Annotated in this window: 23 protein-coding genes and 1 pseudogene; 14 read left to right on the top strand and 10 right to left on the bottom strand. The window is 72.0% G+C overall.

Annotation, left to right across the window (positions count from 1 at the left end; all coding sequences use genetic code 11):
• Positions 1-22: 22 nt before the first annotated feature.
• Both V8690_RS11100 and V8690_RS11095 read right to left on the bottom strand, forming a co-directional pair.
• Positions 23-1,549 carry a leucyl aminopeptidase gene (locus V8690_RS11100; RefSeq protein WP_338777903.1) on the bottom strand — a complete coding sequence of 509 codons (1,527 nt, stop codon included), beginning with the start codon at positions 1,547-1,549 and terminating at the stop codon, positions 23-25.
• 164 nt (positions 1,550-1,713) lie between these two features.
• Entirely contained in the window at positions 1,714-1,839 is a 126-nt protein-coding gene (locus V8690_RS11095; protein ID WP_338777901.1) for a hypothetical protein, read from the bottom strand.
• 56 nt (positions 1,840-1,895) lie between these two features.
• Here V8690_RS11095 and V8690_RS11090 point away from each other — a divergent pair, with 56 nt between their 5' ends.
• The 5 genes from V8690_RS11090 (at position 1,896) to V8690_RS11070 (ending at position 8,531) form a co-directional block, all read left to right on the top strand.
• A complete protein-coding gene (locus tag V8690_RS11090) occupies positions 1,896-3,929 on the top strand; it encodes a hypothetical protein (protein WP_338777899.1) in 2,034 nt (677 codons plus the stop codon).
• Positions 3,930-4,067: 138 nt separating this feature from the next.
• Positions 4,068-5,591, top strand: coding sequence for a GT4 family glycosyltransferase PelF (gene pelF, locus V8690_RS11085; RefSeq protein WP_338777896.1), 1,524 nt, complete (start codon positions 4,068-4,070; stop codon positions 5,589-5,591).
• On the top strand, positions 5,588-7,102 hold the full coding sequence (locus V8690_RS11080) for a hypothetical protein (RefSeq protein WP_338777893.1): 1,515 nt from the start codon (positions 5,588-5,590) through the stop codon (positions 7,100-7,102). Before pelF ends, V8690_RS11080 begins: the two co-directional genes overlap by 4 nt.
• Positions 7,099-7,758: a spherulation-specific family 4 protein gene (locus tag V8690_RS11075; RefSeq protein ID WP_338777891.1), complete on the top strand. Its 660-nt coding sequence runs from the start codon at positions 7,099-7,101 to the stop codon at positions 7,756-7,758. Before V8690_RS11080 ends, V8690_RS11075 begins: the two co-directional genes overlap by 4 nt.
• Positions 7,755-8,531: an endo alpha-1,4 polygalactosaminidase gene (locus tag V8690_RS11070; RefSeq protein WP_338777889.1), complete on the top strand. Its 777-nt coding sequence runs from the start codon at positions 7,755-7,757 to the stop codon at positions 8,529-8,531. Before V8690_RS11075 ends, V8690_RS11070 begins: the two co-directional genes overlap by 4 nt.
• Here the strand turns inward: V8690_RS11070 and V8690_RS11065 are convergent.
• Positions 8,491-8,847: a hypothetical protein gene (locus V8690_RS11065; protein ID WP_338777887.1), complete on the bottom strand. Its 357-nt coding sequence runs from the start codon at positions 8,845-8,847 to the stop codon at positions 8,491-8,493. The two genes, V8690_RS11070 and V8690_RS11065, sit on opposite strands and share 41 nt — an antisense overlap.
• Positions 8,848-8,947: 100 nt before the next feature.
• Positions 8,948-9,730: an adenosylcobinamide-GDP ribazoletransferase gene (locus V8690_RS11060; RefSeq protein WP_338777885.1), complete on the bottom strand. Its 783-nt coding sequence runs from the start codon at positions 9,728-9,730 to the stop codon at positions 8,948-8,950.
• 60 nt (positions 9,731-9,790) lie between these two features.
• Here V8690_RS11060 and V8690_RS11055 point away from each other — a divergent pair, with 60 nt between their 5' ends.
• A complete protein-coding gene (locus tag V8690_RS11055; protein ID WP_338777882.1) occupies positions 9,791-10,555 on the top strand; it encodes a hypothetical protein in 765 nt (254 codons plus the stop codon).
• A 1-nt stretch (position 10,556) separates the two neighbouring features.
• On the opposite strand, the pseudogene V8690_RS11050 reads toward V8690_RS11055, so the two are convergent.
• A pseudogene (locus V8690_RS11050) lies at positions 10,557-11,204 on the bottom strand (hypothetical protein); the annotation flags it as partial.
• Positions 11,205-11,345: 141 nt separating this feature from the next.
• Complete coding sequence (gene cobT / locus V8690_RS11045) at positions 11,346-12,482, bottom strand: nicotinate-nucleotide--dimethylbenzimidazole phosphoribosyltransferase (protein WP_338777879.1); 1,137 nt, start codon at positions 12,480-12,482, stop codon at positions 11,346-11,348.
• 171 nt (positions 12,483-12,653) lie between these two features.
• Between cobT and V8690_RS11040 the strand changes: the two genes are divergently transcribed.
• On the top strand, positions 12,654-13,700 hold the full coding sequence (locus V8690_RS11040) for a class I SAM-dependent methyltransferase (protein WP_338777876.1): 1,047 nt from the start codon (positions 12,654-12,656) through the stop codon (positions 13,698-13,700).
• Between the two features lie 105 nt (positions 13,701-13,805).
• Here V8690_RS11040 and V8690_RS11035 read toward each other — a convergent pair whose 3' ends face one another.
• On the bottom strand, positions 13,806-15,005 hold the full coding sequence (locus tag V8690_RS11035; protein ID WP_338777874.1) for a bifunctional adenosylcobinamide kinase/adenosylcobinamide-phosphate guanylyltransferase: 1,200 nt from the start codon (positions 15,003-15,005) through the stop codon (positions 13,806-13,808).
• 246 nt (positions 15,006-15,251) lie between these two features.
• Between V8690_RS11035 and V8690_RS11030 the strand changes: the two genes are divergently transcribed.
• Positions 15,252-15,464: a hypothetical protein gene (locus V8690_RS11030; protein ID WP_020275851.1), complete on the top strand. Its 213-nt coding sequence runs from the start codon at positions 15,252-15,254 to the stop codon at positions 15,462-15,464.
• Between the two features lie 60 nt (positions 15,465-15,524).
• Here the strand turns inward: V8690_RS11030 and V8690_RS11025 are convergent, their stop codons facing one another.
• Positions 15,525-16,226, bottom strand: a complete 702-nt coding sequence (locus V8690_RS11025) for a methyltransferase domain-containing protein (RefSeq protein WP_338777872.1) — start codon at positions 16,224-16,226, stop codon at positions 15,525-15,527.
• Positions 16,227-16,309: 83 nt separating this feature from the next.
• Positions 16,310-16,909, bottom strand: a complete 600-nt coding sequence (locus V8690_RS11020) for a DUF3043 domain-containing protein (protein ID WP_338777871.1) — start codon at positions 16,907-16,909, stop codon at positions 16,310-16,312.
• A 336-nt stretch (positions 16,910-17,245) separates the two neighbouring features.
• Here V8690_RS11020 and V8690_RS11015 point away from each other — a divergent pair, with 336 nt between their 5' ends.
• The 5 genes from V8690_RS11015 (at position 17,246) to V8690_RS10995 (ending at position 23,663) form a co-directional block, all read left to right on the top strand.
• On the top strand, positions 17,246-18,019 hold the full coding sequence (locus V8690_RS11015) for a PspA/IM30 family protein (protein ID WP_338777870.1): 774 nt from the start codon (positions 17,246-17,248) through the stop codon (positions 18,017-18,019).
• Between the two features lie 23 nt (positions 18,020-18,042).
• Positions 18,043-18,321, top strand: coding sequence for a hypothetical protein (locus V8690_RS11010; RefSeq protein WP_338777868.1), 279 nt, complete (start codon positions 18,043-18,045; stop codon positions 18,319-18,321).
• Between the two features lie 164 nt (positions 18,322-18,485).
• A complete protein-coding gene (locus tag V8690_RS11005; RefSeq protein ID WP_338777867.1) occupies positions 18,486-19,703 on the top strand; it encodes a histidine kinase in 1,218 nt (405 codons plus the stop codon).
• Positions 19,700-20,383, top strand: a complete 684-nt coding sequence (locus V8690_RS11000; protein ID WP_338777866.1) for a response regulator transcription factor — start codon at positions 19,700-19,702, stop codon at positions 20,381-20,383. The genes V8690_RS11005 and V8690_RS11000 overlap by 4 nt, the downstream gene beginning before the upstream one ends.
• Positions 20,384-20,543: 160 nt before the next feature.
• Complete coding sequence (locus tag V8690_RS10995; protein WP_338777864.1) at positions 20,544-23,663, top strand: efflux RND transporter permease subunit; 3,120 nt, start codon at positions 20,544-20,546, stop codon at positions 23,661-23,663.
• Positions 23,664-23,729: 66 nt separating this feature from the next.
• Here the strand turns inward: V8690_RS10995 and nadA are convergent, their stop codons facing one another.
• Positions 23,730-24,914 (bottom strand): quinolinate synthase NadA, encoded by a 1,185-nt coding sequence (gene nadA / locus V8690_RS10990; RefSeq protein WP_338777862.1) that lies wholly within the window; start codon positions 24,912-24,914, stop codon positions 23,730-23,732.
• A gap of 282 nt (positions 24,915-25,196) precedes the next feature.
• Here nadA and V8690_RS10985 point away from each other — a divergent pair, with 282 nt between their 5' ends.
• Positions 25,197-25,553 (top strand): iron-sulfur cluster assembly accessory protein, encoded by a 357-nt coding sequence (locus tag V8690_RS10985; RefSeq protein WP_010037217.1) that lies wholly within the window; start codon positions 25,197-25,199, stop codon positions 25,551-25,553.
• The last annotated feature ends 8 nt before the right edge of the window (positions 25,554-25,561 follow it).

The following is a 25,561-nucleotide window of genomic DNA, read 5'->3' as shown; positions in this document are numbered from 1 at the left end:
AGACCGGGCTACTGGGCGATCATCAGCCCAGATCACCCGCAGCCGTCAGCTCGGCGAGCCGAACCAGCGTCCGCACACCACTGCCGGTCCCGCCCTTCGGCGTGTACCCGAACGGACCGCCCTCATTGAAGGCCGGCCCGGCGATGTCGAGGTGTGCCCAGGTGATGCCCTCGCCCACGAACTCGCGCAGGAACAGACCGGCGACCAGACCGCCGCCCATCCGCTCGCCCATGTTCGCGATGTCGGCCGTCGGCGAGTCCATCCCCTTGCGCAGGTGCTCCGGCAGCGGCATCGGCCACGCCGGCTCCCCGACCTCCCCCGCGGCCTCGAACAGCGCCGTACGGAAGGAGTCGTCGTTGCCCATGATCCCGAACGTCCGGTTCCCCAGCGCCAGCACCATCGCCCCGGTCAGCGTCGCGACGTCCACGATCGCGTCCGGCTTCTCCTGCGACGCCGCCCACAGCGCGTCGGCCAGCACCAGCCGGCCCTCCGCGTCCGTGTTGAGCACCTCCACGGTCTTGCCGCTGTACATCCGCAGCACGTCACCCGGACGGGTCGCGGAGCCGGAGGGCATGTTCTCGGCCAGGGCCAGCCAGCCGGTGACGTTGACCTCCAGACCGAGGCGTGCGGCGGCGACGACCGCGGCGAACACGGCGGCCGCGCCGCTCATGTCGCACTTCATCGTCTCGTTGTGACCGGCCGGCTTCAGCGAGATGCCGCCCGAGTCGTACGTGATGCCCTTGCCGACGAAGGCGAGGTGCTTCTTCGCCTTGGAGGAGGTGTACGACAGCTTCACCAGGCGCGGTCCCGCCACCGAGCCGGCCCCGACGCCGAGGATGCCGCCGTAGCCGCCCTTCTCCAGGGCCTTCACGTCGAGCACCTGCACCTTGATGCCGTGCTCCTTGGCCGCGGCCTGGGCGATCGCGGCGAACGACTCGGGGTTCAGGTCGTTCGGCGGGGTGTTGACCAGGTCGCGGGCGCGGTTGAGCTCCTCGGACACGGCGACGGCACGCTCGACGGCGGCCTTGTGCGCCTTGTCGCGGGGCTTGCCGCCGAGCAGGGCGACCTCGGCGAGCGGGGCCTTGGCGTTCTTCGCCTTGGGGTCCTTGCCGTTGTCCTTGTAGGCGTTGAAGGAGTAGGCGCCGAGCAGCGCGCCCTCCCCGATCGCGCCGGCGTCGACGGCGTCCGTCAGGGGCAGGGCGAAGGCGGCCTTCTTGGACCCGGCCAGGGAGCGGGCGGCGACGCCGGCGGCCTTGCGCAGGGCCTCGGTGCCGTAGTCGGCGTCCTTCTCGGGCACCGCGCCCAGGCCCACCGCCAGCACGAGCGGCGCCTTGAAGCCGGACGGTGCCGGCAGCTTCGTCACCTCGCCCTCGGCACCGGAGGCGCCGAGAGTCTCCAGAACGCCGGCGAGCCTGCCGTCGTACGCCTTGTCCACGGCCTCGGCGCCCGGTGCGACGACCGGCCCCTTGGCACCCTTGGCGACACCGATCACGATGGCGTCGGCCCGCAGACCGGGCGCCGCGGCGGTGCTGAGAGTGAGAGCAGTCACGGTGGTGAAATCTCGCTTCCGATGTGAAGTTGCTGTGGTCGAACGGTGTGGGTCGACCGGGCCCGACAGCCGACCCTATGGCGACCTCAGGGTTCGGATGTCACGGGGCCTTCCCCGGTGCGGCGAACACTCGACGACGAGACTACGCGTGTGGTCGTGTTCGCTCATTCCTGCGGGCGTTCACCTGTCGGTGGCGTAGTGGCCATTTCTTGATCCTCTATGTCGGTGAACTGAGTCACACTCATCGAGATCCGGTGAGCGACCTGCTCGCCGCTTTGCATGATTTCCACGGATCCTCCTTTGTTCGACCGCAAGGGGATCTCGGGGATCTTCTGGGGGAGGAACCATGGCGCAGCGTGCGCGCGGATGGAGAGGCACGGCCGCCGCGGTGACGGCGGCGGGCATGATCACGGCCGGGGCGGTGGCGCCCGGGGCGGCGGCCGCGGAGGAACCGCGCATCGATCTGAAGGTGCTGGTGGTGGACAACGGCGACAGCCCGGTCCGGGCCGTCACCGCCCAGCTGAGGAGCACGGGTGTCCCGTACACGACCATCGACCTGAACAACGCCGGCCGCCCGAAGATCACCGAGTCGTTCCTGAGTGACACGGTGAACGGCAGCCCCCGCGCCAGGTACCAGGGCGTCGTCCTGCCGAACGAGTCCCCGTTCGGCGCGGGCTCCGCCGAGCAGACCGCGCTGGAGACCTACGAGCGGACGTACGGCATCCCGCAGGTCGACGCCTACACCTGGGCGCACCCGGGGGTCGGCCTCGACTACACCAGCGAGGGTGGCTGGGCGGGCACTCTCGACGGGCGCGAGGCATCCGTCACCGCGGCCGGGAAGGCCGGCTGGTTCGGCTACCTCGACGGCGCGTTCCGGTTCGAGGACAACGCCCCGGCCGTACAGGAGAGTTACGGCTATGTCGCCCGGCCCCGCACCGGCTTCACCAGCTACGTCGACATCCCCGTGCCCGGTGGCACCGGCCGCGGCAGCCTCGTCGGCGAGTACTCCCACGACGGCCGCCGCGAACTCGTGGTGACCTTCGCCTACAACAGCAACCAGCAGCAGTTCCGGCTGCTGGCCCGCGGCATCGTCGAGTGGCTCACCCAGGGCGTGCACCTCGGCCGGACCCGCCATTCCTTCGCCGTGCACATCGACGACGTGTTCGCCCCGGACAGCCGCTGGGACACCGAGCGCGACTGCACCCCGGGCGACTTCGACTGCGCGGGCGGCGACGGCGAGGGCACCACGCCGATCCGCATGACCGCGGACGACGCCGCCTACGCCGCCCAGTGGCAGCGCGAGCACGGCTTCACGATGGACATGGTCTACAACGCCGGCTCCGGCGAGGAGTGGAAGGCCCAGCACGGCGGCACCGACGCGCTCACCGACCGGCTGCTCGCCGACAAGGCGCAGTACCGCTGGGTCAACCACACCTACACGCACCCCTTCCTGGGCTGCGTCCAGGACACCTCCACCGTGCCGTGGAGCTGCGCGAAGAACGCCGACGGCTCCACCCAGTACATGAGCCGCGCCGAGATCGCCGCGCAGATCCGCGACAACCACGACTGGGCCGTGAACAAGGGCCTGACCGTCGACCGTGCCGAGCTGGTCACCGGTGAGCACTCGGGCCTCAGGACGCTGCCCCAGCAGCCCGACGACAACCCCGACCTGGCCGGCGCCCTCGCCGACACCGGCGTCAAGTGGATCGCCTCGGACAACTCCCGCGAGCCCGACCAGCGCGCGATCGGCAACGCCCTGACCGTGCCGCGCCACCCGATGAACGTGTACTACAACGTGGGCACGGCGGCCGAGATGGCCGACGAGTACAACTGGGTCTACACCTCGCGAACCGACGGCGGCAGCGGCGTCTGCGAGGACAACCCCACCTCGACCTGCCTCGACGAGCCGCTCGACCCCACCACCGGCTACGCCGAGCACATCGTCCCGCAGGAGGCGCGCACCGCCCTCGGCCACGCCCTCGCCGGCGACCCCCGGCCGCACTACGCGCACCAGTCCAACCTGGCGGAGGAGCGGCTGCTCTACCCGGTCATGGAGAAGGTGCTGGACGACTACCGGGCGCTGTTCGCCGACAACACTCCGCTGGAGAACCCCCGGCACAGCGCCATCGGCACCGAGGTACAGCGCCGCGCCGCCTGGCAGACGGCCCTGGCCAACGGCCGCGTGACCGCGTACCGCGTCGGTGACACGGTCACGGTCACCGCCCCGTCCGGAACGCAGATCCCAGTGACCGCGCCGGAGGGCACGAAGAAGGAACTCCTGCTGGGCACGACCGCCTTCGGCACCCCGTACGCGGGAGCCCGCTCGGACTGGACGACCCCGGCAGCACTCCAGTCGGCTCTGACTCTGAAGTTGCCCTAGAGCCTTCAGGGGCGCGGGGCCGTATTCGACAGGGGCCGTATTCGACATACGGCTCCGCCGCGGGGGCGCGACCAGCCACACGGTGCCCGCACTCGGCATCCCCGCCACACAATCCGCATCACAGGGGGAAAACCACGCATGAGGCGAACAGGCCGTCATGTCACCATGCTCACCGAAGGCACCTACCCGCACGTCCACGGCGGCGTCAGCACCTGGTGCGACCAGCTCGTCAAGGGCATGCCCGAGGTCGACTTCCACATAGTCGCGCTCACCGGCAGCGGCCGCGAACCCGTCACCTGGGAGCTGCCGCCCAACGTCTACCGGCACACCTCCGTGCCCACCTGGGGCCCGCGCCCCGGGCGCGCGAGGCCGCCGTACGGCAGGGCCCGCCGCCGCTTCACCGAGACCTACGAGCGTTTCCTGCTCTCCTTCCTCGACCCCGGCTCGCACGCCGACTTCGGCGAGTCCCTGAACGAGCTGGCCGAACTCGCCCGGGACGGCCGCCTGTCGGCGGCCCTGCGCACGGAGTCGGCGCTGCGGTCGCTGATGTGGATCTGGACGATGCCGCATCTGCCGACGGCCGCCGCCCGGCCCACCGTGCACGATGCGCTGACCGCGACCGACCTGCTGGAACACGCCCTGCGCCCGCTCGGCGTCCGTATCCCCGAGGAGTCCGTCGCGCACGCCGTCAGCAGCGGCCTCGCGACCCTGCCCGCGCTCGCCGCCCGCCACCTGGACGGCGTGCCGTTCCTGCTCACCGAGCACGGCATCTACCTGCGCGAGCGCTACCTCGGCCACCGCCGCGACGCCCAGCGCTGGCCCGTGAAGGCGTTCATGCTGGGCTTCTACCGGGAGCTGAACTCCTACGGCTACCGGGCCGCCGACCTGATCACGCCGTGCAACCAGTACAACCGCCGCTGGGAGGAGCGCGGCGGCGCCGACTCCGGCAAGATCCGCACGGTCTACAACGGCGTCGACCCGGCCGCCTTCCCGCACGCCGGCCCCGAGCCCGAGGTCCCCACCCTCTCCTGGTGCGGCCGGATCGACCCCATCAAGGACCTGGAGACCCTGATCCGCGCCTACGCGATGGTGCGCGCCGAGATACCGGCGACCCGGCTGAGGCTCTTCGGCCCGGTCCCGCCCGGCGGCGAGGCCTACCGCACCCGGCTGGAGAAGCTCGCCGCCGAACTGGGCGTCACCGACGGCCTGACCTTCGAGGGCCGCATCAGCGAGGTCTGGAGGGCCTACGCGGCCGGGCACCTGGTCATGCTGTCGTCGATCTCCGAGGGCTTCCCGTTCTCCATCATCGAGGCCATGTCGTGCGGCCGTACGACGGTGTCGACGGACGTCGGGGGAGTGCGCGAGGCCGTCGGCGACACGGGCCTGGTCGTGCCCCCGCGCGAGCCGGAGAAGATGGCCGCCGCCGCGCTGACCCTGCTCAAGGACGACGAACGGCGTCTCGAACTCGGGCAGTTGTCGCGGCAGCGCGTCATCGACCGGTTCACGCTGCGCCGCTCGGTGGACGCCTTCCGCACCATCTACAAGGAACTCGCGGGCGAGGACGAGGTGTACGAGCCGACGCTGGAGACCGTCGCCGACTGGACCCTGGAACTGCGCGACCCCTGGTACGCGGCCGTGGCGACGGACGGAGCCGGCTGGTGAGCGGAAGCGTCTGGCTGCCCCCGGGCTCCCGCCCGGACACCCTGCCCGGCATCCCCCGGCAGCGCACCCCCAGCTGGGCCCAGCCCGACCCGGTCGACGAACTCGCCGCCCGCCTGGAGGACTTCATAGCAGCGGCCGTCCACCCGGACGAGATAGCCGCCCTCCTGGAGTCCGACGGCCTCTCCGACGACCAGATACGCGAACGCTACGGCTTGAAGAACTCCTTCGCGCTCGCCGAGACCCTCTACGAACGCGTCGAGCGCCACTACCCCGAGCCCGACGGCCCGGTCCACGACCCGTGGCGGATCGGCCTGCTCGGCTGCCTGCTGCGCGGCGTCGTCTTCGCCCTGCCCGGCCTCGCCTACGTCCTCGGCGCACCCCTGTTCACGGGCCCCGACGACTTCGGCCTCCCCGCGGGCACGGTCCCGCTCCTGGCCGGCGCCCTGTGCGGCTGGACGTGGAACCAGGGCCTCGCCCACCGGGCGTACGCCTGGCTGGGGCTGGGCGACCGGATGGCCGCCCGGCGTGCCCTGCTGCTCGGCGCCCCGGTCGGCGCGCTGCTCGGCTCGCTGGTCGCCCTGGCGTCCGCGGGCGGCGCCGCCCCGGCCGTGGTGGCCTTCGCCGCCGGGCAGTCCTGCTATCTGGCGGCGGCGACCGTCCTGCTGGTGATGGGCCGGGAGCGGTTCCTGCTGGCCGCGCTCGCACCTATGGCGATGGGCGCGGTCCTGTCCCTGGTCGACCCGCTGCCCGAGGCCGCGAGCCTGGTCCTGCTGCTGGGTTCCCTGGCGGCGGTCGCGGCCCTCGCCGTCCGCGAAGTGGCACCCGCCCTCAAGGAACCGGGCGAGGGCGGCTGGACCGCCGGCCTCGTCGCCCTGCTGCCCTTCGGCGGGTTCGGCACCACCCCCGCACACCGGCGCCCCGCCGGACCCCGGCTCACGGGCTCCCTGCCGTACGCCCTGTTCGGGCTCGGCACCGGCGTCCTCGTGCTGTACGCGGCACTCGGCGACGTCCTCGCCGGCGAGGACCACAGCGCGGTCGCCGCGCCCGCCGCCGTGGCGCTCACCCTCAGCATGGGCCCCGCCGAGTGGCTGCTGTACCGCTTCCGCAGCGACAGCCTCGCCGGACTGCGTTCCAGCGGCACCGCCCGGGACTTCTGGTGCACCACGGCCCTGACGGTCGTCCAGTGCCTGGCCGCCTATCTCGCCGCCCTGCTCGCGCTGAGCCTCGCCGCCTCCCTCCTGTGGCCGCACTCCCCGGTCCCGGGCGGCGTCCGGCTGGCCGGGCTGCTCCTGCTGGGCGTGGTCCTGTGGACGGGCCTGCTGCTCCAGTCGTTCGGCGCGGTGACCGGCGCGACGGTGGTGTGCTGCGCCGCGGCCCTCGCCCAGACCCTGCTCCTCGCCACCCGCACCGGCGACCCGCACACGGCGGGCCTGATCGTGTACGGCGCGGCGGCCGTCGTCCAGGCCGTCCTGGTGTGCGTGCTGCTCGGGAGGGCAACCGCCCACCGATGAGCACTCTCCTGGTCCCCTACTACGAGCACCCGTCCGCCCGCCCCGCCGAATGGGACGCGATCGTGGCGGCCGCGCCACGCCTCTACGGCGTCGTCCTCAACCCGGCCAGCGGCCCCGGCGACCGCCCCGACGAGGCGTTCGCCGAGGTCGCCGAACGGCTCAGGGGGGCGGGCGTCCGGGTGCTGGGGTACGCCGACAGCGACTACGGCCGCCGCGCCGCCACCGACGTCGTCCGCGACCTCACCCGGCACCGCGACTGGTACGGCACCGACGGCGCCTTCCTCGACCAGGTCCCCTCCGGGCCCGAACAGTTCGAGCACTACCAGAGGCTGGCGGTGGCCGCCTGGGGCGTCGGCTGCGGCACCCTCGTCCTCAACCACGGCACGGCACCGCACCCCTGCTACGCCCGCATCGCCGACGTCCTCGTCACCTTCGAGGGGACCTGGGCGTCCTACCGCGCCCTGCCGCCCCAGCCCTGGCCCGGCGACGGCGGGGTGCGGTTGTGCCACCTGGTGTACGACGTGCCGCCCGGCGCCGACCCGGAGGGCCTGGCGCGGGAGCGGGGCGCGGCGGTGCACTGCGCGGTGCCCGGAACCGGAGATCATCCTTGGGGCACACTGCCGTACACCTTGCACAACCCGGAGAACGCCCGGTGAGACGCCCCCTGCTCGCCGCCCTGCTCGTCCTGCTGCTCGCGGGCTGCACCCAGGACCCCGACGACAAGCCCGGCCCCCGCTGGCAGCCCCGCCCCGGCACGGCCTGGCAGTGGCAGCTCAGCGGGCGTCTGGACACCTCCGTCGACGTGCCCGTCTACGACATCGACGGCTTCGACCACTCCGAGGCCACCGTCGCCCGGCTGCACCGCGAGGGCCGCAAGGTCATCTGCTATCTGTCCACGGGAGCCTGGGAGGAGTTCCGGCCGGACGCCAAGAAGTTCCCGGCGTCGGTCCTCGGCCGCGGCAACGGCTGGGAGGGCGAACGCTGGCTCGACATCCGCCGCACCGACGTCCTGGAGCCGCTCATGGCGGCCCGCATGGACATGTGCCGCGACAAGGGCTTCGACGCGGTGGAGCCCGACAACATGGACGGCTACCGCAACGACACGGGCTTCCCGCTGGCCGCCGCCGACCAGCTCCGCTACAACCGCCTCATCGCCCGCCTGGCCCACGACCGGGGCCTGGCCGTCGGCCTGAAGAACGACCTGGACCAGATCCCGGAGCTGGTCGGGGACTTCGACTTCGCGGTCAACGAACAGTGCGCCCAGTACGACGAGTGCGGTGCGCTGAAGCCGTTCGTCGAGGCGGGCAAGGCCGTCTTCCACGTCGAGTACGAGGTGCCCACCGGCCGCTTCTGCGCCGAGTCCCGCCGCCTGCGCTTGAGTTCACTGCTCAAGAAGTACGAACTAGGGGCGTGGCGACAGGCGTGCTGAGCCCGATCCCGGTGACCTCCGTGCCCGCCACCCGGTCGGCGAGGGACCGGCGGCCGGGGGAGAGGACGGGCAGCGCGTTCAGCAGGATCAGCGCCACCGCGATCGCCCACACCAGCACCGACAGCACGATTCGACCCTCGACCAGCAGCACACAGGCCACCGCGTACACGGCGACGTCCGCGGTGGTCACGGCGGCTGGCAGCGCCGCCCGGCGCGGCAGCCGCGGCGTGACCTGCAGCCCGACCAGGCCCTGGCCGGCCGTCCGCCCGGCCAGGGCCAGACACAGCCACGAAGTCGACGGACCAGGCCACGGCACGGCGCAGCTTCGGCGTGAACATCCCCCGATCACTTGTGTGGTCGAGGCAGGAAGCCAGCGGCTGGGCGGCCCGGGCAGCAGGGGGGATGAGGGGATCGTTTCAGCCCAGTGACAGGACGACCAGTGCCGTCGTCGCCGTCGTCTCCGCCAGGCCGCCGAACACGTCCCCGGTGATCCCGCCGAAGCGCCGCGTGCAGTGGCGCAGGAGCGCTTCGGCGGCGGCCAGGGAGAGCAGGAGCGCGAGCACGGTACGGGCGACGTCGTACGGCCCGAGGAAGGTGGCGCCCGCTGCCGCCACGCCCGTGACGGCGACACCGGCGAGCAGCGCCCCACGGATCGGCACCACACCCGCGACCGCCGCCCCCAGTCCCTCCGGCCGCGCCGCCGGCACCCCGGCCCGGGCCGCGAGCGTCAGGGCCAGCCGGGCGGCCGTCGCGGAGACGACGGCGGCGCACGCGCCCCGGGCCCAAGACACGTCGTAGGCCTGGGCGAGTGCGGCGACCTGCGTGAGCAGGGCGAGGACGAGGGTGATGACCCCGAAGGGCCCGATGTCCGACTGCTTCATGATCCGCAGGGCGTCCTCGGCGGGCTTCCCGCTGCCCAGCCCGTCGGCGGTGTCCGCGAGCCCGTCCAGGTGCAGCCCCCGGGTCAGGACGGCGGGGACCGCGACGGTGGCCACGGCGGCGAGCAGTCCGCCCGCCCCCAGGAACAGCAGCGCCAGCCCGACGGCGGCGGCAGCGGCACCGACCGCGAGCCCGGCCAGCGGAGCGCACAGCATGCCGCCGCGCGCGGCCTCCCGGTCCCACCGGGTCACCCGGACCGGGAACACCGTGAGGGTGCCGAAGGCGAAGCGGACACCGTCGAGGGGCGAGGTTCTGGGCACCGGCGCAGGCTACCCGCAGGTCAGAAGAGCGGATGCGGCGGCCGAGGATAAAGTTCCCCTATGGGATGGATGGAGCAGAACATCATCGAACCCGGCAAGCTGCCGCTGCTCCTGGCCCTGGTCTCGTTCGTGCTGACCTTCCTGATCACCCGGGTCATCACCCGCCTCATCCGGGCGGGCAAGGGTCCCTTCCGCAACGTCAGCGGCAGCGGCGGCGTCCACGTCCACCACGTGGTGCCCGGCGTCATCCTGACGATCATCGGCGGCTTCGGCGCGGTGGCCGGAGGGCAGCACGGCTTCGGTTCGGGGCTCGCCGCCGTGCTCTTCGGGATCGGCGCCGGCCTCGTCCTCGACGAGTTCGCGCTGGTCCTGCACCTGGCCGACGTCTACTGGACCGAGGCCGGCCGCAAGAGCGTCGAGATGGTCGTCCTCACCGCCTCCCTCGTCGGACTGCTCCTGATCGGCTTCTCGCCCCTGGGCGTCGACGACCTCTCGGAGGACCAGGAGCAGAACCGCGCCACCGTGATCGTGAACGTCGTCGTGAACTTCGTGTTCGCCCTCATCGCCCTGTTCAAGGGAAAGACCCGCCTCGCGGTCTTCGGCGTGATCGTCCCCCTCATCGCCCTGATCGGCGCCGTACGGCTGGCCCGCCCCGGCTCCTACTGGGCCAAGCGCTTCTACCGGCGCCGCCCCCGCGCCCGCGCCAAGTCAAGCCTGCGGGCCTACCGCCACGACCGCCGCTGGATCGGCCCCCGGCGTGCGTTCCAGGACTGGATCGGCGGCGCGCCCGACCCCGAGCCGGCCCGGTCCCTGGAACACCGCTGACGCGCCGCCGGCGCACCGCGCCGACCGCGCACAGCACCAGGACGGCCACGATCGCCGCCAGGTGCTCCTTGCCCGCCAGGTTCTCCTTCACGGCGACCTCGGCCACCATCGCCACGATCGCCGTCCCGGCCGTGACGTACGCGCGGTAGCGCCACCCCAGGTAGACGGCCAGTCCCACCACCGCCGCCGACGGCCCGGTGTCCACCACCCGCGCGTCCGAGGCGGGCAGGCCCAGCGGGGCGTCCTGGCCCAGCCAGATGCCCATACGGGCGTACAGCGTCCCCGCGAGCGTCGCTACGTACGCGAGGAGCAGCGTCCGTCTCCGGCCCAGGCAGAGCTCCGCGATGCCGAACACCAGCAGGATCTGCACCAGTGCGCCCCACACCGGCAGGTCCAGCGCGGGCACGAACAGCGACAGCGGCGTCCGAAGGAGCGCGAGCCACAGCGGGTCCTCGGCCCGTACCGCCCCGATGTCCTGCACGAACCGGTAGCCCCACGTCTGGTGGTGCGCGAAGTGCAGCACGGCAGTGAGGCACACGGCCGTGACCGCCATCGGCACGGCCCGCAGCCGCCGCTCCCGCAGCGGCCCGCGCACGGCCGCGTACAGCGGCCCCCATTCGGCACGGGCCCAGCGGGCGAGCGTGGTCATCGGGTCGTCCTCGTCCGGATGTCGGTACGTCGGCGGAAGTGCGGGGTGTCCGTGGCTCAGCCACACCGACACCACACGCGAAGACCGACCGGAACGGGACGAAGTTGAGCCAGGTGCGCGTGACCTGGATCTCCCGGAACGCTACTGCTCGGAGGGAACCTCGGAGACCTCGGAGACCTCGGAAGCCTCGGATGCCTCGGCGGCCTCGGAGATCTCCGGCCCCTCGGACTCCTTGGGCTTCTCGGGCAGCTCCGCCGCCAGCGCGGCCGCGGCCTGCACCAGGGGGAGCGCGAGCAGGCCGCCCGCGCCCTCGCCGACGGTCACGCCCTGGGTCAGCAGCGGTTCCAGGGCCATCCGGTCCAGCGCCTTGGCCTGCCCGGGCTCGCCGCTGTCGTGCGCGGCCAGCCACCAGTCCGGCGCGCGGAACGCGATCCGCTGCCCGACCAGCGCGCACGCGGCCGTCACGACCCCGTCGAGCACCACGGGCAGCTTCCGCACCGCGCTCTGGAGCAGGAAGCCCGTCATCGCGGCGAGGTCGGCACCGCCCACCGTCGCCAGCAGCTGCAGCTGGTCCCCGAGCACCGGCCGGGCCCGGCGCAGCGCGTCCCGGATCGCCGCGCACTTGCGCATCCACGCCAGGTCGTCGATCGCCAGCCCGCCCCGGCCGGTGACGACCGACGCGTCGACCCCGCACAGCGCCGCGACCAGCACGCCCGCCGCCGTGGTGCCGCCGACGCTCACATCGCCGAGCACCACCAGATCCGTACCGGAGTCGGCCTCCTCGTCGGCCACCGCGACCCCGGCCCGGAACGCCGCCTCGGCCTCCTCAAGGGTCAGCGCGTCCTCGACGTCGATACGCCCGCTGCCGCGCCGCACCCGGTGCCGTACGACGTCCGCGGGCAGGGCCTCCGGGGCGCAGTCCAGGGCCATGTCGACGATCCGGACCGGCACGCCCAGCCGCCGCGCCAGCACCGACACGGGCAGGCCGCCCTCCAGCACCTCCCGCACCAACTCCCCGGCGCCGCCCGCCGGCCGGGCCGAGACGCCCAGCTCTGCGACGCCGTGGTCACCGGCGAAGAGCACCACCCGCGGCCGTTCGATCGGCCGCACCGGCACGGCGGACTGCGCCGCCGCCAGCCACTCACCCAGGTCGTCCAGGCGGCCCAGCGACCCGGGCGGCACGATCTGCCGCTCCCGGCGCGCCTCGGCGTCACGGCGCACCCCGCCGTCCGGACGCTCGATCAGATCGGTGAAGTCGTCGAGATTAAGCGAGCTCATTCGCCGAACAGTACCGGCACCGCTCGAACAGCACGGCGCCACATCACGACTCCGCGGCGGCGACGTCGTTGCACCCCGGATCGGCATCCCATACGTTCCGTTTTGCAGCGGATTGTCGTATGTCGTTCGTCGGACGTCCCTGCCGTACGCCTTCGCGCCCGGGAGCCGCCCATGACCGAACATCCCGCCCCCTCCGCACCCCCCGCCCCCCAAGCGACCACCCGCGTCCACGAGCCGCGCCGCGAGGACTGCCCCTGGTGCGGCTCCGCCCGGCTGCGGAACCGGCTGCGCACCGGTGACCTGCGGCAGTACAAGCCGGGCAGCTTCACCGTCGACGAGTGCCGGGACTGCGGCCACACCTTCCAGAACCCCCGCCTCACCTTCGAGGGACTCGCGCTCTACCACGGGACGGTGCGCGGAGCGCCCCGGGACGTCGCGGCCGACACCCTCCTCGCGCTGCGCGGCAGCCGGCTCCGCCACCGTTCGGCCGCCCGCGCGATGCTGCGGTTCGGGGAGCCGGAGAGCTGGCTGGACGTGGGGACGGGCCACGCCCGCTTCCCCTCGACGGCCCGGGAGTTCTTCCCGTACACCTCGTTCGACGGCCTGGACCACACCCCGCGCGTGGTCCGCGCCCGCTCGGCCGACCGCGTCGAGGAGGCCCACGTCGGCCGCCTGACGAACCCCCGGATCTCGGCCCCACTGCGCGCCCGCTACGACGTGGTCAGCATGCTCCACCACCTGGAGGGCACCCCCGACCCCCGGGCGGAACTCCACGCAGCCCTCGAAGTCCTGCGCCCCGGCGGCCACCTGCTCATCGAGACCCCGAACCCCCGCAGCCTGTACGCCGCCCTCCTGGGCCGCTGGTGGCTCGCCTACGACCAGCCCCGCCATCTGCACCTGCTCCCCCCGCACAACATCCGCGCCGAACTGGAGGCGGCCGGCTGCACGATCGCCCTCCTCGACCACCGCCCCGTCCACATCCCCCACGACCTCGCCGGCGCCACGGCCCTGACCCTCTCCCACGCCCTCCCCGCCCCCGACACCCCCTGGCGAGCGATCCCCCCGCCCCAGGCTCACCAGCACCTCCGCGAGGCCCTGCTCCGAGCGGGCATCCCTCTGGTGGCCCTGGCGGCAGCGGCGGACCACCTCCTGGCCCCCGTGGTCCGCCGCACCCGCTTCGCAAACACATACCGCCTGATCGCCCGCAAACCGGCTTAGCTGCGGGCAGTCGTGCCGCTGGGGCGGCACCCGTCCCAAAGAGGCGGCACCCCGCTACGCCGGGCCGCGGACCCACCCCGCCCCAGCCCAAACCCGCCGCACATGTCACCCCCGCAGCACCACAGCCTGCCCCGCCACCACCAACAGCACATGCTCACACTCGTCCGCGAAACCCGCGTTCAACCGCCCGAGCTCATCCCGGTACCGCCGCCCCGACGCAGTCGACGGCACAATCCCCGACCCCACCTCATTCGACACGGCGACAACGGTCCGCCGAGTCGCACGCACGGCCTCGGACAGTTCCCGCACCCGCTCCCGCAGAGCCTTCTCCCCCCGCTCCGCCCACACCGCGTCATCCCACGCCCCCGCGGAATCCATCGCATCCGTCAGCCACAACGACAGACAGTCGATGAGCAACGGCGGCCCCTCCGCCTTGAGCAACGGCACCAGATCGCACGTCTCGACTGTCTGCCACGACCCCGGCCGCCGCTCCCGATGCGCGGCCACCCGCGCCGACCACTCGGTGTCCCCGTTCCGCGACCCGCCCGTCGCCACGTACAGCACGTCCGGAAAGGCCTCCAGCCTCCGCTCGGCCTCCACCGACTTGCCCGACCGCGCCCCGCCCAGCACCAGCGTCCGCCGCGGCACGTCCGGCACGTCCTCGTACACCCCCACCGCCAGCGTCGTCCCGTCCGCCACGGCCCGCGCCCCGGCCGCCGCGAGCCGCCGCCGGAGCTCGGGCCCGGGCGGCACGTCGTGATCCAGATGGACGGCGACCACATCGGTCGTCGGCCCCACCGCCCCGACCGCCCGCAGCTTCGCCAGCGCGTCCGGCCGCCCCACGACGTCCGCGAGCACCATGTCGTACGACTCGGCCGCCTCCTCGAGACCCGCAGGGGCTCCGCCCGGCGGCAGGTACAGCAACCGCTGCCCCTCCGGCCCGGACACCGCGTAGCCCGTGCCCGGCGCGTCCATCGCCACCGCCCTCACCCGGTGCCCCGTCAGCAGCGTCAACTCCCGCCCGTCCGGCACCCGTCCGGGTTGCGGCAGCCCGGCCGGCACCTCGACCGCGGGCCCGTCGTGCGGATGCGACAGCAGCACCTGCCGCACGCCGGTCAGGGAACGGCCCGCCCGCGCCGCCGCGAACGCGGCCCCGGGCGTCAGGTCGAGCAGCAGCGCCCCGTCCAGGAGCAGCGCGGTGGCCGCCCGCGCGTCAGGGCCGAGAGCAGCGGCACATGCCGCGCAGGGACAGTCGGGGCGGGGGAGTCCCGAGGAGGCCCCGGTACCGAGCAGAGTAAGTTCCACGCCCCGATTCTCACCCGTGAGCATGGAACATGCGTGATGGAGACGCCCCCCAGGGGCGCGGGCCGTATCGACACGCGGCTCCGCCGCGCGAGCGCGCCCAGCCCACCACGACCCGCACGCGCCCACTGACCATCACTCCCGACCACATATCCCGCCTCACCCAGCGGAGCGCATAGGCTCTGGTCAGGAGCCGGACCAAGATCCGGCTTTCGCTGTGCAGTGTGCTCACACACATGGGAGGCGTACATGGCGGCATGGACGTGGCGGTTCGAGAAGACCGACGGGACGGAGGTCCAGCCCGCGGTGCCGCCGGAGGAGTTCCCCACCCAGGGGGACGCCGAGTCCTGGATCGGGGAGCACTGGAAGGCACTGCTGGAAGGCGGTGCCGACCAGGTGCGGCTGTTCGAGGACGCCACGGAGATCTACGGGCCGATGAGCCTGCACGCGGCCGAGGCGTGAGCCCGGGGGCGGGGGCCCACGGCCCTCGCCCACCCCCTCTTCCCGGCTCTTCGGGGTGATTCAGCCCCGTACGCCGCACAGGTGCAGCAGCGCCGCCACCCCGCGGTACGGATCCGTCCGCCCGGCCTTCTCCTCCACCGCGAGCAGCGTCTCCACCTCGGTCGGGACCCCGGCGCCGTCCGCCGCCGTGTCCGTGAACACGCGCACCCCGTACCAGGCGTGCAGCGGCGCCCCGATCCCGGCGAGCGTCGCCGTCAGGTCCTTCAGCCGGTCCGCCCGTACGTCCAGCCCCAGGCGGTTGCGATAAGCGGTCGTGTCGAAGGCGGCCAGCGCGCCGGCCCAGTCGCCGGACAGCCCCGGCCGTATCGCGAGCGCGTCCCCGTTGCGCACGAGCAGGGACAGCAGCCCGCCCGGCGCGAGCATCCGGGCCAGGCCCGCCAGCAGCGGGTCGGGCTCCTCCACGTACATGAGGACGCCGTGGCACAGCACCACGTCGAAGCTGCCCGGCAGGAAGTGCACACCGGTGTCCCGGCCGTCGCCCTCGATGATCCGCATCCGCTCCCGGATACCCTCCGGTTCGCCGGCGAGGGACTCCCGGGCCACGGCGATCATCTTCGAGTCCTGCTCCAGACCGGTCACCTGGTGCCCGGCCCGGGCCAGCCGCAGCGCCTGCGTGCCCTGGCCCATCCCGACGTCGAGCACCCGCAGCCGCTGCCCGACCGGGAACCGCCCGACCATCTGCTCGTCCAGCTGCCGGGCCACCAGCTCCTGCCGGACGACATCGCGCAGTCCGCCCAGCTTGTCCAGCCAGGCATCCGCCGCGCCCCCGGAGAACGACGTCGCGGTCAGGGCCGCTCTCCGCGCTTGACCTGCGGCTTCGGCAGACGGAGCCGGCGCATCTGGAGAGAGCGCATCAGGGCGTAGGCGACCGCGCCACGCTTGTTCTCGCCCGCGAAGCGCTCGTTCAGTTGCTTCTTCAGACGGAACGCCGTGAGGAACGAGTCGAGCACGATCAGCACGATCACCACGAGCCACAGCAGCAGCGCGATGTTCTGGAGCGCCGCCACCCGCACCATGCTCAGCACGAGGATGACGACGGCCATCGGCAGGAAGAACTCCGCGATGTTGAACCGCGAGTCGACGAAGTCGCGCGCGAACCGGCGGACCGGTCCCTTGTCACGCGCGGGCAGGTACCGCTCGTCACCGCTCGCCAGTGCCTGGCGCTGCCGCTCCAGCGCGGCACGGCGCTCCTCGCGCTGCCGCTTGGCGGCCTCCTTCCGCGTCATCGACGTGTTGGCGACGCTGCGGCGCTGGGACTGGGCCTCACTGCGCTTGGGCGTGGGCCTGCCCTTCGGGGCCTGCGGGTCGCGGGGCTGCTTGGAGAAGTTCACCGGCGCCTTGTCGGCTGCCTGGGCCTTCTCATCCTTCGAACGGCTACGGAACACAAAACCCAAGGGTAAGGGCTTCCCGGGCATGGACCCCAGTCCCGCGGGGAACGATCCGGCAACACCAGTCGTCTGTAAGGGGACAGAGGGGACGTTGTGTGCGCACCCGGTCGTTCCCGGGATGTACGGCTCCGGTAACCCGGGGTATCCCCGGTAACCCCGGGGACCACCTACTCCCTACGCCGGAGCGGGAGCGTGCTCAGTCGTCCTTGGGGATGAGCGCATCCGTCCCCGAACAGTGCGGTAATGGATGCAGGGCCCGTACTGTGGGTTCTGTCGCAGGAGCTGGAGCCGGAGTCGGTCAGAAGGGGGCGCGCGAAGCCCATGAGCGGTGTCATGAAGCGTATGGGGATGATCTTCCGCGCGAAGGCGAACAAGGCCCTTGACCGGGCCGAGGACCCGCGCGAGACCCTCGATTACTCGTACCAGAAGCAGCTGGAGCTGCTCCAGAAGGTCCGCCGTGGCGTCGCCGACGTGGCGACCTCGCGCAAGCGCCTGGAACTCCAGCTGAACCAGTTGCAGTCCCAGTCCACCAAGCTGGAGGACCAGGGCCGCAAGGCGCTCGCGCTGGGCCGTGAGGACCTGGCCCGTGAAGCGCTGTCCCGCCGGGCCGCCCTCCAGCAGCAGGTGACCGACCTGGAGACCCAGCACGCGACGCTCCAGGGCGAGGAGGAGAAGCTCACCCTCGCGGCCCAGCGGCTCCAGGCCAAGGTCGACGCCTTCCGTACGAAGAAGGAGACGATCAAGGCGACGTACACGGCGGCCCAGGCACAGACCCGCATCGGCGAAGCCTTCTCCGGCATCTCCGAGGAGATGGGCGACGTCGGCCTGGCGATCCAGCGGGCCGAGGACAAGACGGCCCAGCTCCAGGCCCGCGCCGGCGCCATCGACGAGCTGCTCGCCTCCGGTGCCCTGGAGGACCCCTCCGGCATGCACAAGGACGACCTCCAGGCCGAGCTGGACCGGCTGTCCGGTGGTACGGATGTAGAGCTGGAACTTCAGCGGATGAAGGCCGAGCTGGCCGGCGGCTCGAGCGGTGATCAGCAGGCCCTCGAAGGTGGCACGAGCCAGCAGCAGCCGCAGGACACCCCGCGCTTCGACAAGCAGTAGGGGCCCACGCCTAGGAGGGCGACATGATCGTACGGATCATGGGGGAGGGCCAGGTGAGGCTGGCCGACAGCCACCTCGCCGAACTGAACAAGCTCGACGACGAACTCCTGGCCGAGATGGAGAACGGCGACGGCCTGGGCTTCCGCCGCACCCTCCAGGCCCTGCTGACCAGGGTCCGAGACCTGGGCGAACCCCTGCCGGACGACTCCCTGGAGCCGTCCGAGCTGATCCTCCCGTCCCCGGACGCGACCCTGGAAGAGGTCAGGGAGCTGCTGAGCGACGACGGCTTGATTCCGGGCTGACTGAGCCGCGGGCACTCGTGCCGCTGGGTGCCCGTCCCGAAGAGGCGGCACCCCGCACCGCCGGGTTGCGCAGTCGCCGTGCCTCAGCCTTGCCGCCGGGCACCTCTTTCCCGACACCCGACCCCCATGTCCCCGCGCACCCCGCCCGGCTACCGTAAACCCCCGTGAGCACCCTCCAACGGGCCAAATGCCAGGCCAAGGCACACCCCCTGGCCATGGACGCGGTCCTGGCCGCAGGCGTCCTGGTCTGCATGGTCGCCGGGTCGTTCGTCGAGCCCCGCCACCGCGACAGCGTCAGCTGGGCCCTGCGCACTCCCGACCTCCTCAGCATCGTCCTCATGGCCCTCGGCGCCGCCGCACTGGTCTTCCGCCGCCGCGCCCCCATCACGGTCCTCTGCCTCACCGGCACGGTCGCCGTCATCGAATCCGTCACCGGCGACCCCCGCGCCCCCGTCGCCATGTCCGCGGTCATCGCCCTGTACACCGTCGCCTCCACCACCGACCGCCCCACCACCTGGCGCGTCGGCCTGCTCACCATGTCCGTCCTGACCGGCGCAGCCATGTCCGCGGGGCCCCTGCCCTGGTACGCCCAGGAGAACCTCGCGATCTTCGCCTGGACCGGCATCGGAGCCACCGCCGGTGACGCGGTCCGCAGCCGCCGCGCCTTCGTCCAGGCCATCCGGGAACGCGCCGAACGCGCCGAACGCACCCGCGAGGAGGAGGCCCGCCGCCGGGTCGCCGAGGAGCGCCTGCGGATCGCCCGCGACCTGCACGACGTCGTGGCCCACCACATCGCCCTGGTCAACGTCCAGGCCGGCGTCGCCGCGCACGTCATGGACAAGCGCCCCGACCAGGCCAAGGAGGCCCTCGCCCACGTCCGGGAGGCCAGCCGCTCCGCCCTGAACGAACTCCGGGCCACCGTCGGGCTGCTCAGACAGTCCGGTGACCCGGAGGCTCCCACCGAACCAGCCCCCGGCCTGGACCGCCTGGACGAGCTCACCGGCACCTTCCGCAACGCCGGCCTGCGTGTCGAGGTTGCCCGCGCCGACCAGGGCACCACCCTCCCCGCAGCCGTCGACCTGGCCGCCTACCGGATCATCCAGGAGGCCCTCACGAACGTGCAGAAGCACGCCGGGCCGCAGGCCAGGGCCGAGGTCAGCGTCGTACGGGTCGGACCGAACATCGAGATCACCGTCCTGGACGACGGCAGCGGCGAGAACGAGGCCCCGGGCAGCGGCGGCGGGCACGGGCTGCTCGGCATGCGGGAACGCGTCACGGCCCTGCGCGGCACCCTCACCACCGGTCCCCGCTACGGCGGTGGTTTCCGCGTGCATGCGATCCTGCCGGTCAAGAACCGCAACCCTGGGGAGGACCCCGCATGACGATCCGTGTCCTGCTCGCCGACGACCAGGCGCTGCTCCGCAGCGCCTTTCGTGTGCTCGTCGACTCCGAGCCCGACATGGAGGTGGTGGGGGAGGCCTCCGACGGCGCGGAGGCGGTGCGGCTGACGAAGGAGCAGCGCGCCGACGTCGTCCTCATGGACATCCGGATGCCCGGCACCGACGGTCTCGCGGCGACCCGCTTGATCAGCGCCGACCCCGACCTCGCCGATGTCCGCGTGGTCATCCTGACGACGTTCGAGGTCGACGACTACGTCGTGCAGTCGCTGCGCGCCGGCGCCTCCGGCTTCCTCGGCAAGGGCTCCGAGCCCGAGGAACTGCTGACCGCCATCCGTACCGCGGCCGGCGGTCAGGCCCTGCTGTCCCCGGCGGCCACCACGGGCCTGATCGCCCGTTTCCTCGCCCAGGAGGACCCCGACGCGGGCGACCGCGACCCGGCCCGCGCCGAGCGGCTCGACTCGCTCACCGGGCGGGAGCGCGAGGTGCTCGTGCACGTCGCGGGCGGACTCTCCAACGACGAGATCGCCGAGCGGCTGGAGGTCAGCCCGCTGACGGTGAAGACGCACGTCAACCGGGCCATGGCCAAGCTGGGCGCCCGGGACCGGGCCCAGCTCGTGGTCGTCGCGTACGAGTCCGGCCTGGTCCGTCCAAGGGTGGAGTGAGCTCGACCCGGGCGTACTGCGGCCGGAGTATGCGCCGTATAAGGAACGGGACTTGGGACCTACGGATCAGGTCTCGCCGATGGCTCAGGGTGTAAGGGCGGGCGCTCATCTGCGCGCCCGCTTCCGCTTCTGCCGTTAAACAGAAGAGAGACCCTGACCCATGTCCTGGCTGTCGAGATTCAGCCTCGCGCAACGGGCCCTGACAGGGCTGATGTCTATCATCGCGCTCGTCTTCGGGGCGATCGCGATACCCCAGCTCAAGCAGCAGCTGTTGCCCACCATCGAACTGCCCATGGTGTCCGTGCTGGCGCCGTACCAGGGCGCGTCCCCGGACGTGGTCGAGAAGCAGGTCGTCGAGCCCATCGAGGACAGCCTCGAAGCCGTCGACGGCATCAGCGGCGTGACCTCCACCGCCACCGAGGGCAACGCCGTGATCATGGCGTCCTTCGACTACGGCAACGGCACCGAACAGCTCGCCGCCGACGTCCAGCAGGCCGTCAACCGGGCCCGCGTCCAGCTCCCGGACGACGTGGACCCGCAGGTCGTCGCCGGTTCCACGGACGACATCCCGACCGTCGTCCTCGCCGTCACCTCCGACCGGGACCAGCAGGCCCTGGCCGATCAGCTCGACAGGACCGTCGTACCGGACCTGAAGAGCATCGACGGCGTCGGCCAGGTCACCGTCGACGGTGTGCGGGAGCTCCAGGTCGCCGTCACGCCCGACGACGCCAAGCTGGCCAAGGCGGGGCTGACCTCGCAGTCCCTCGCCCAGGCACTCCAGGCGGGCGGCGCGACCGTCCCGGCCGGCGCCTTCGACGAGGGCGGCGCCAACCGCACGGTCCAGGTCGGCGGCGGCTTCACGTCGCTGAAGCAGATCCAGGACCTGATGGTCACGGGCGAGCCCGGCAAGGGCGAGCCGGTGCGCCTCGCCGACGTCGCCACGGTGAAGCAGCAGGAGGCCCCGGCCGACTCCATCACCCGCACGGACGGCAGGCCCAGCCTCGCCGTCGCCGTCACCATGGACCGCGACGGCAGCGCGGTCGAGATCTCCGACGCCGTCCAGGACAAGCTCCCGGACCTCCGCAAGGACCTCGGCTCCGGGGCGACCCTCACGGTCGTCAGCGACCAGGGCCCGGCCGTGTCCAAGTCCATCAAGGGCCTCACCACCGAAGGCGCGCTCGGTCTGCTCTTCGCGGTTCTGGTGATCCTGGTCTTCCTGGCCTCGATCCGCTCCACCCTCGTGACGGCGGTGTCCATCCCGCTGTCCGTGGTCCTCGCCCTGATCGTGCTGTGGACCCGCGACCTGTCGCTGAACGTCCTGACGCTGGGCGCGCTGACGATCGCCATCGGCCGGGTCGTCGACGACTCGATCGTGGTCCTGGAGAACATCAAGCGGCACCTCGGCTACGGCGAGGAGCGCCGGTCGGCCATCCTCGACGCCGTCCGCGAGGTCGCGGGCGCGGTGACCTCCTCGACGCTCACCACGGTCGCGGTGTTCCTGCCGATCGGCCTGGTCGGCGGCATGGTGGGCGAGCTGTTCGGCTCGTTCAGCCTGACGGTGACGGCCGCACTGCTGGCGTCCCTGCTCGTCTCCCTGACGGTCGTGCCGGTCCTGTCGTACTGGTTCCTGCGCGCCCCGAAGGGCACCCCCGAGGACCCGGACAAGGCACGCCGGCTGGCCGAGGAGAAGGAGGCCAAGAGCCGCCTCCAGCGCATCTACGTCCCGGTCCTGCGCTTCGCGACCCGCCGCCGGCTCACCAGCGTGGCCATCGCGATCGTCGTCCTGGTCGGCACGTTCGGCATGGCACCGCTGCTGAAGACGAACTTCTTCGACCAGGGCGAGGTGGAGGTCCTCACGGTCAAGCAGGAGCTGAAGCCCGGCACGAGCCTCGCGGCGACCGACGCCCAGGCCAAGAAGGTCGAGCGGCTCCTGGCCGACACCAAGGGCGTCAAGGACTACCAGGTCACCGTCGGCTCGTCCGGCTTCATGGCGGCCTTCGGCGGCGGTACGGACACCAACCAGGCCTCGTACCAGGTGATGCTGGACGACTCGGCGTCGTACGCGGACGTCCAGGACCGCATCGAGAAGGGCCTGGCCGGGCTGAAGGGCATCGGCACGACCACCATCTCCGCCGGTGACGGCTTCGGCGCCCAGGACCTCAGCGTGGTCGTGAAGGCCGCCGACGCCGACGTCCTGCGCACGGCGGCCGAGGAGGTCCGCAAGACGGTCGCCTCCCTCGACGACGTCACGGACGTCACCAGCGACCTGGCGACCAGTGTGCCGCGCATCTCCGTGAAGGCCAACGACAAGGCGGCCGCAGCCGGTTTCGACGACCAGACCCTCGGCGCCGTCGTCGCCCAGGCCGTCCGCGGCACCACGGCCGCCAAGGCGGTCCTGGACGACACCGAGCGCGATGTCGTCATCCGCTCGGCGAAGCCCGCGCAGACCCTGAAGCAGCTCCGGGACCTGCGCCTGGGCGCGGTGAAGCTCGGCGACATCGCGACGGTGAAGCTGGTCGACGGACCGGTGTCGATGACGCGTATCGACGGTCAGCGCGCGGCCACCATCACCGCGAAGCCGACCGGCGACAACACGGGCGCGGTGAGCACCAAGCTCCAGTCCGAGATCAACGCGCTGAAGCTCCCGGACGGCGCCACGGCGTCGATCGGCGGTGTCTCCGAGGACCAGGAAGAGGCGTTCGCCAACCTGGGCCTGGCGATGCTCGCGGCCATCGCGATCGTCTTCATGCTGCTGGTCGGCACCTTCCGGTCCCTGGTCCAGCCGCTGATCCTGCTCGTCTCCATCCCGTTCGCGGCCACCGGCGCGATCGGCCTCCTGGTCGCCACCGGCACGCCGATGGGCGTCCCCGCGATGATCGGCATGCTGATGCTGATCGGCATCGTGGTGACGAACGCGATCGTGCTGATCGACCTGATCAACCAGTACCGCAAGCAGGGCTACGGCGTCGTCGAGGCCGTGGTCGAGGGCGGCCGGCACCGTCTGCGGCCCATCCTCATGACCGCCCTGGCGACGATCTTCGCCCTGCTGCCGATGGCCCTCGGCATCACCGGCGAGGGCGGCTTCATCGCCCAGCCGCTGGCCGTGGTCGTGATCGGCGGCCTGGTGACGTCGACCCTGCTGACCCTGCTGCTGGTGCCCACGCTGTACGCGATGTTCGAACTCCGCAAGGAGCGCCGGGCGAGGAAGCGGGCGGCGAAGAAGGGCCTCCCGGCCCAGCGGAAGGCGGCGGCGGAGGAGCCGGATCCGGCGCAGGTCTGACCCTCGGACGACACGTGAGGCCCCACCCGGACACCGGGTGGGGCCTCACGTCATGCGGGCAGACCCTTACGGCAGCGCCAGCATCCGCTCCAGCGCCAGCTTCGCGAACGCCTCCGTCTCCTCGTCCACCTCGATGCGGTTGACGAGGTTGCCCTCGGCCAGGGACTCCAGGGCCCAGACCAGGTGGGGGAGGTCGATGCGGTTCATGGTCGAGCAGAAGCAGACCGTCTTGTCGAGGAAGACGATCTCCTTGCCCTCCGGCGCGAAACGGTTCGCCAGGCGGCGGACCAGGTTCAGCTCCGTGCCGATGGCCCATTTGGAACCGGCCGGCGCGGCCTCCAGGGCCTTGATGATGTACTCCGTCGAGCCGACGTGGTCCGCCGCGGCCACGACCTCGTGCTTGCACTCGGGGTGGACCAGGACGTTCACGCCCGGGATGCGCTCGCGCACGTCGTTGACCGAGTCCAGGCTGAAGCGGCCGTGCACCGAGCAGTGGCCGCGCCACAGGATCATCGTCGCGGCGCGCAGCTCGTCGGCGGTCAGACCGCCGTTCGGCTTGTGCGGGTTGTAGACGACGCAGTCGTCCAGGGACATGCCCATGTCCCGCACGGCCGTGTTCCGGCCGAGGTGCTGGTCCGGCAGGAAGAGCACCTTCTCGCCCTGCTCGAAGGCCCAGTCCAGGGCGCGCTTGGCGTTCGAGGAGGTGCAGATCGTGCCGCCGTGCTTGCCCGTGAACGCCTTGATGTCCGCGGACGAGTTCATGTACGAGACGGGCACGACCTGCTCGGCTATGCCGGCCTCGGTCAGCACGTCCCAGCACTCGGCGACCTGCTCGGCCGTCGCCATGTCGGCCATCGAGCAGCCGGCGGCGAGGTCGGGCAGGACGACCTTCTGGTCGTCGGACGTCAGGATGTCCGCGGACTCCGCCATGAAGTGCACACCGCAGAACACGATGTACTCGGCCTCCGGACGCGCCGCCGCGTCCCGGGCCAGCTTGAAGGAGTCCCCCGTGACGTCGGCGAACTGGATGACCTCGTCGCGCTGGTAGTGGTGGCCGAGCACGAAGACCTTGTCCCCGAGCTTCTCCTTCGCCTTGCGGGCGCGCTCCACCAGGTCCGGGTCGGACGGCGAGGGCAGGTCGCCGGGACACTCCACGCCCCGCTCGCTCTTCGGGTCGGCCTCACGGCCGAGGAGCAGCAGGGCGAGGGGCGTCGGCTGTACGTCGAGCTCCTGGGTTTGGGCGGTGGTCACGACACGCACCCTTTCTGTTCCGCGACTTTTCGTCGATTTGACGCTATCTATCATAACCGCTTCACGTCACGTTGACGATGGCCATAGCGTCGGTGTGACGTGAATCCCGATGGGCCGCCGTTCATTCCCGGGAAGGCCGGGAAAGAGCCGTTTTCCGGTTCCCGGCGCGTGTGCGAGCATGAAAAGGAGCCGAGATCGAGCGCCCGGCCCCGGAATGAATCCGCGGCCCCGCCGGTTGCAACCGTCGGCAAGCAGTCTCCGTACAACCCGGGAGAGATGTAGATGTCCGTATCGGACGAGACCAGCACCGTCACCGACGGCATCATCCTGACCGACGCCGCCGCGTCCAAGGTCAAGGCGCTGCTCGACCAGGAAGGCCGCGACGACCTCGCGCTGCGCGTCGCCGTCCAGCCCGGCGGCTGCTCCGGCCTGCGCTACCAGCTCTTCTTCGACGAGCGTTCCCTCGACGGTGACGTGGAGAAGGACTTCGGGGGTGTGAAGGTCGTCACCGACCGCATGAGCGCCCCGTACCTGGGCGGCGCCACGATCGACTTCGTGGACACGATCGAGAAGCAGGGTTTCACGATCGACAACCCGAACGCGACGGGCTCCTGCGCCTGCGGCGACTCCTTCAGCTGAGCCTGCCG

The organism is Streptomyces sp. DG1A-41 (assembly GCF_037055355.1).
Classification (GTDB): Bacteria; Actinomycetota; Actinomycetes; order Streptomycetales; family Streptomycetaceae; genus Streptomyces.
The sequence above is the reverse complement of the archived record's forward strand: the minus strand, read 5'-3'. Positions and strand labels throughout refer to the sequence as shown.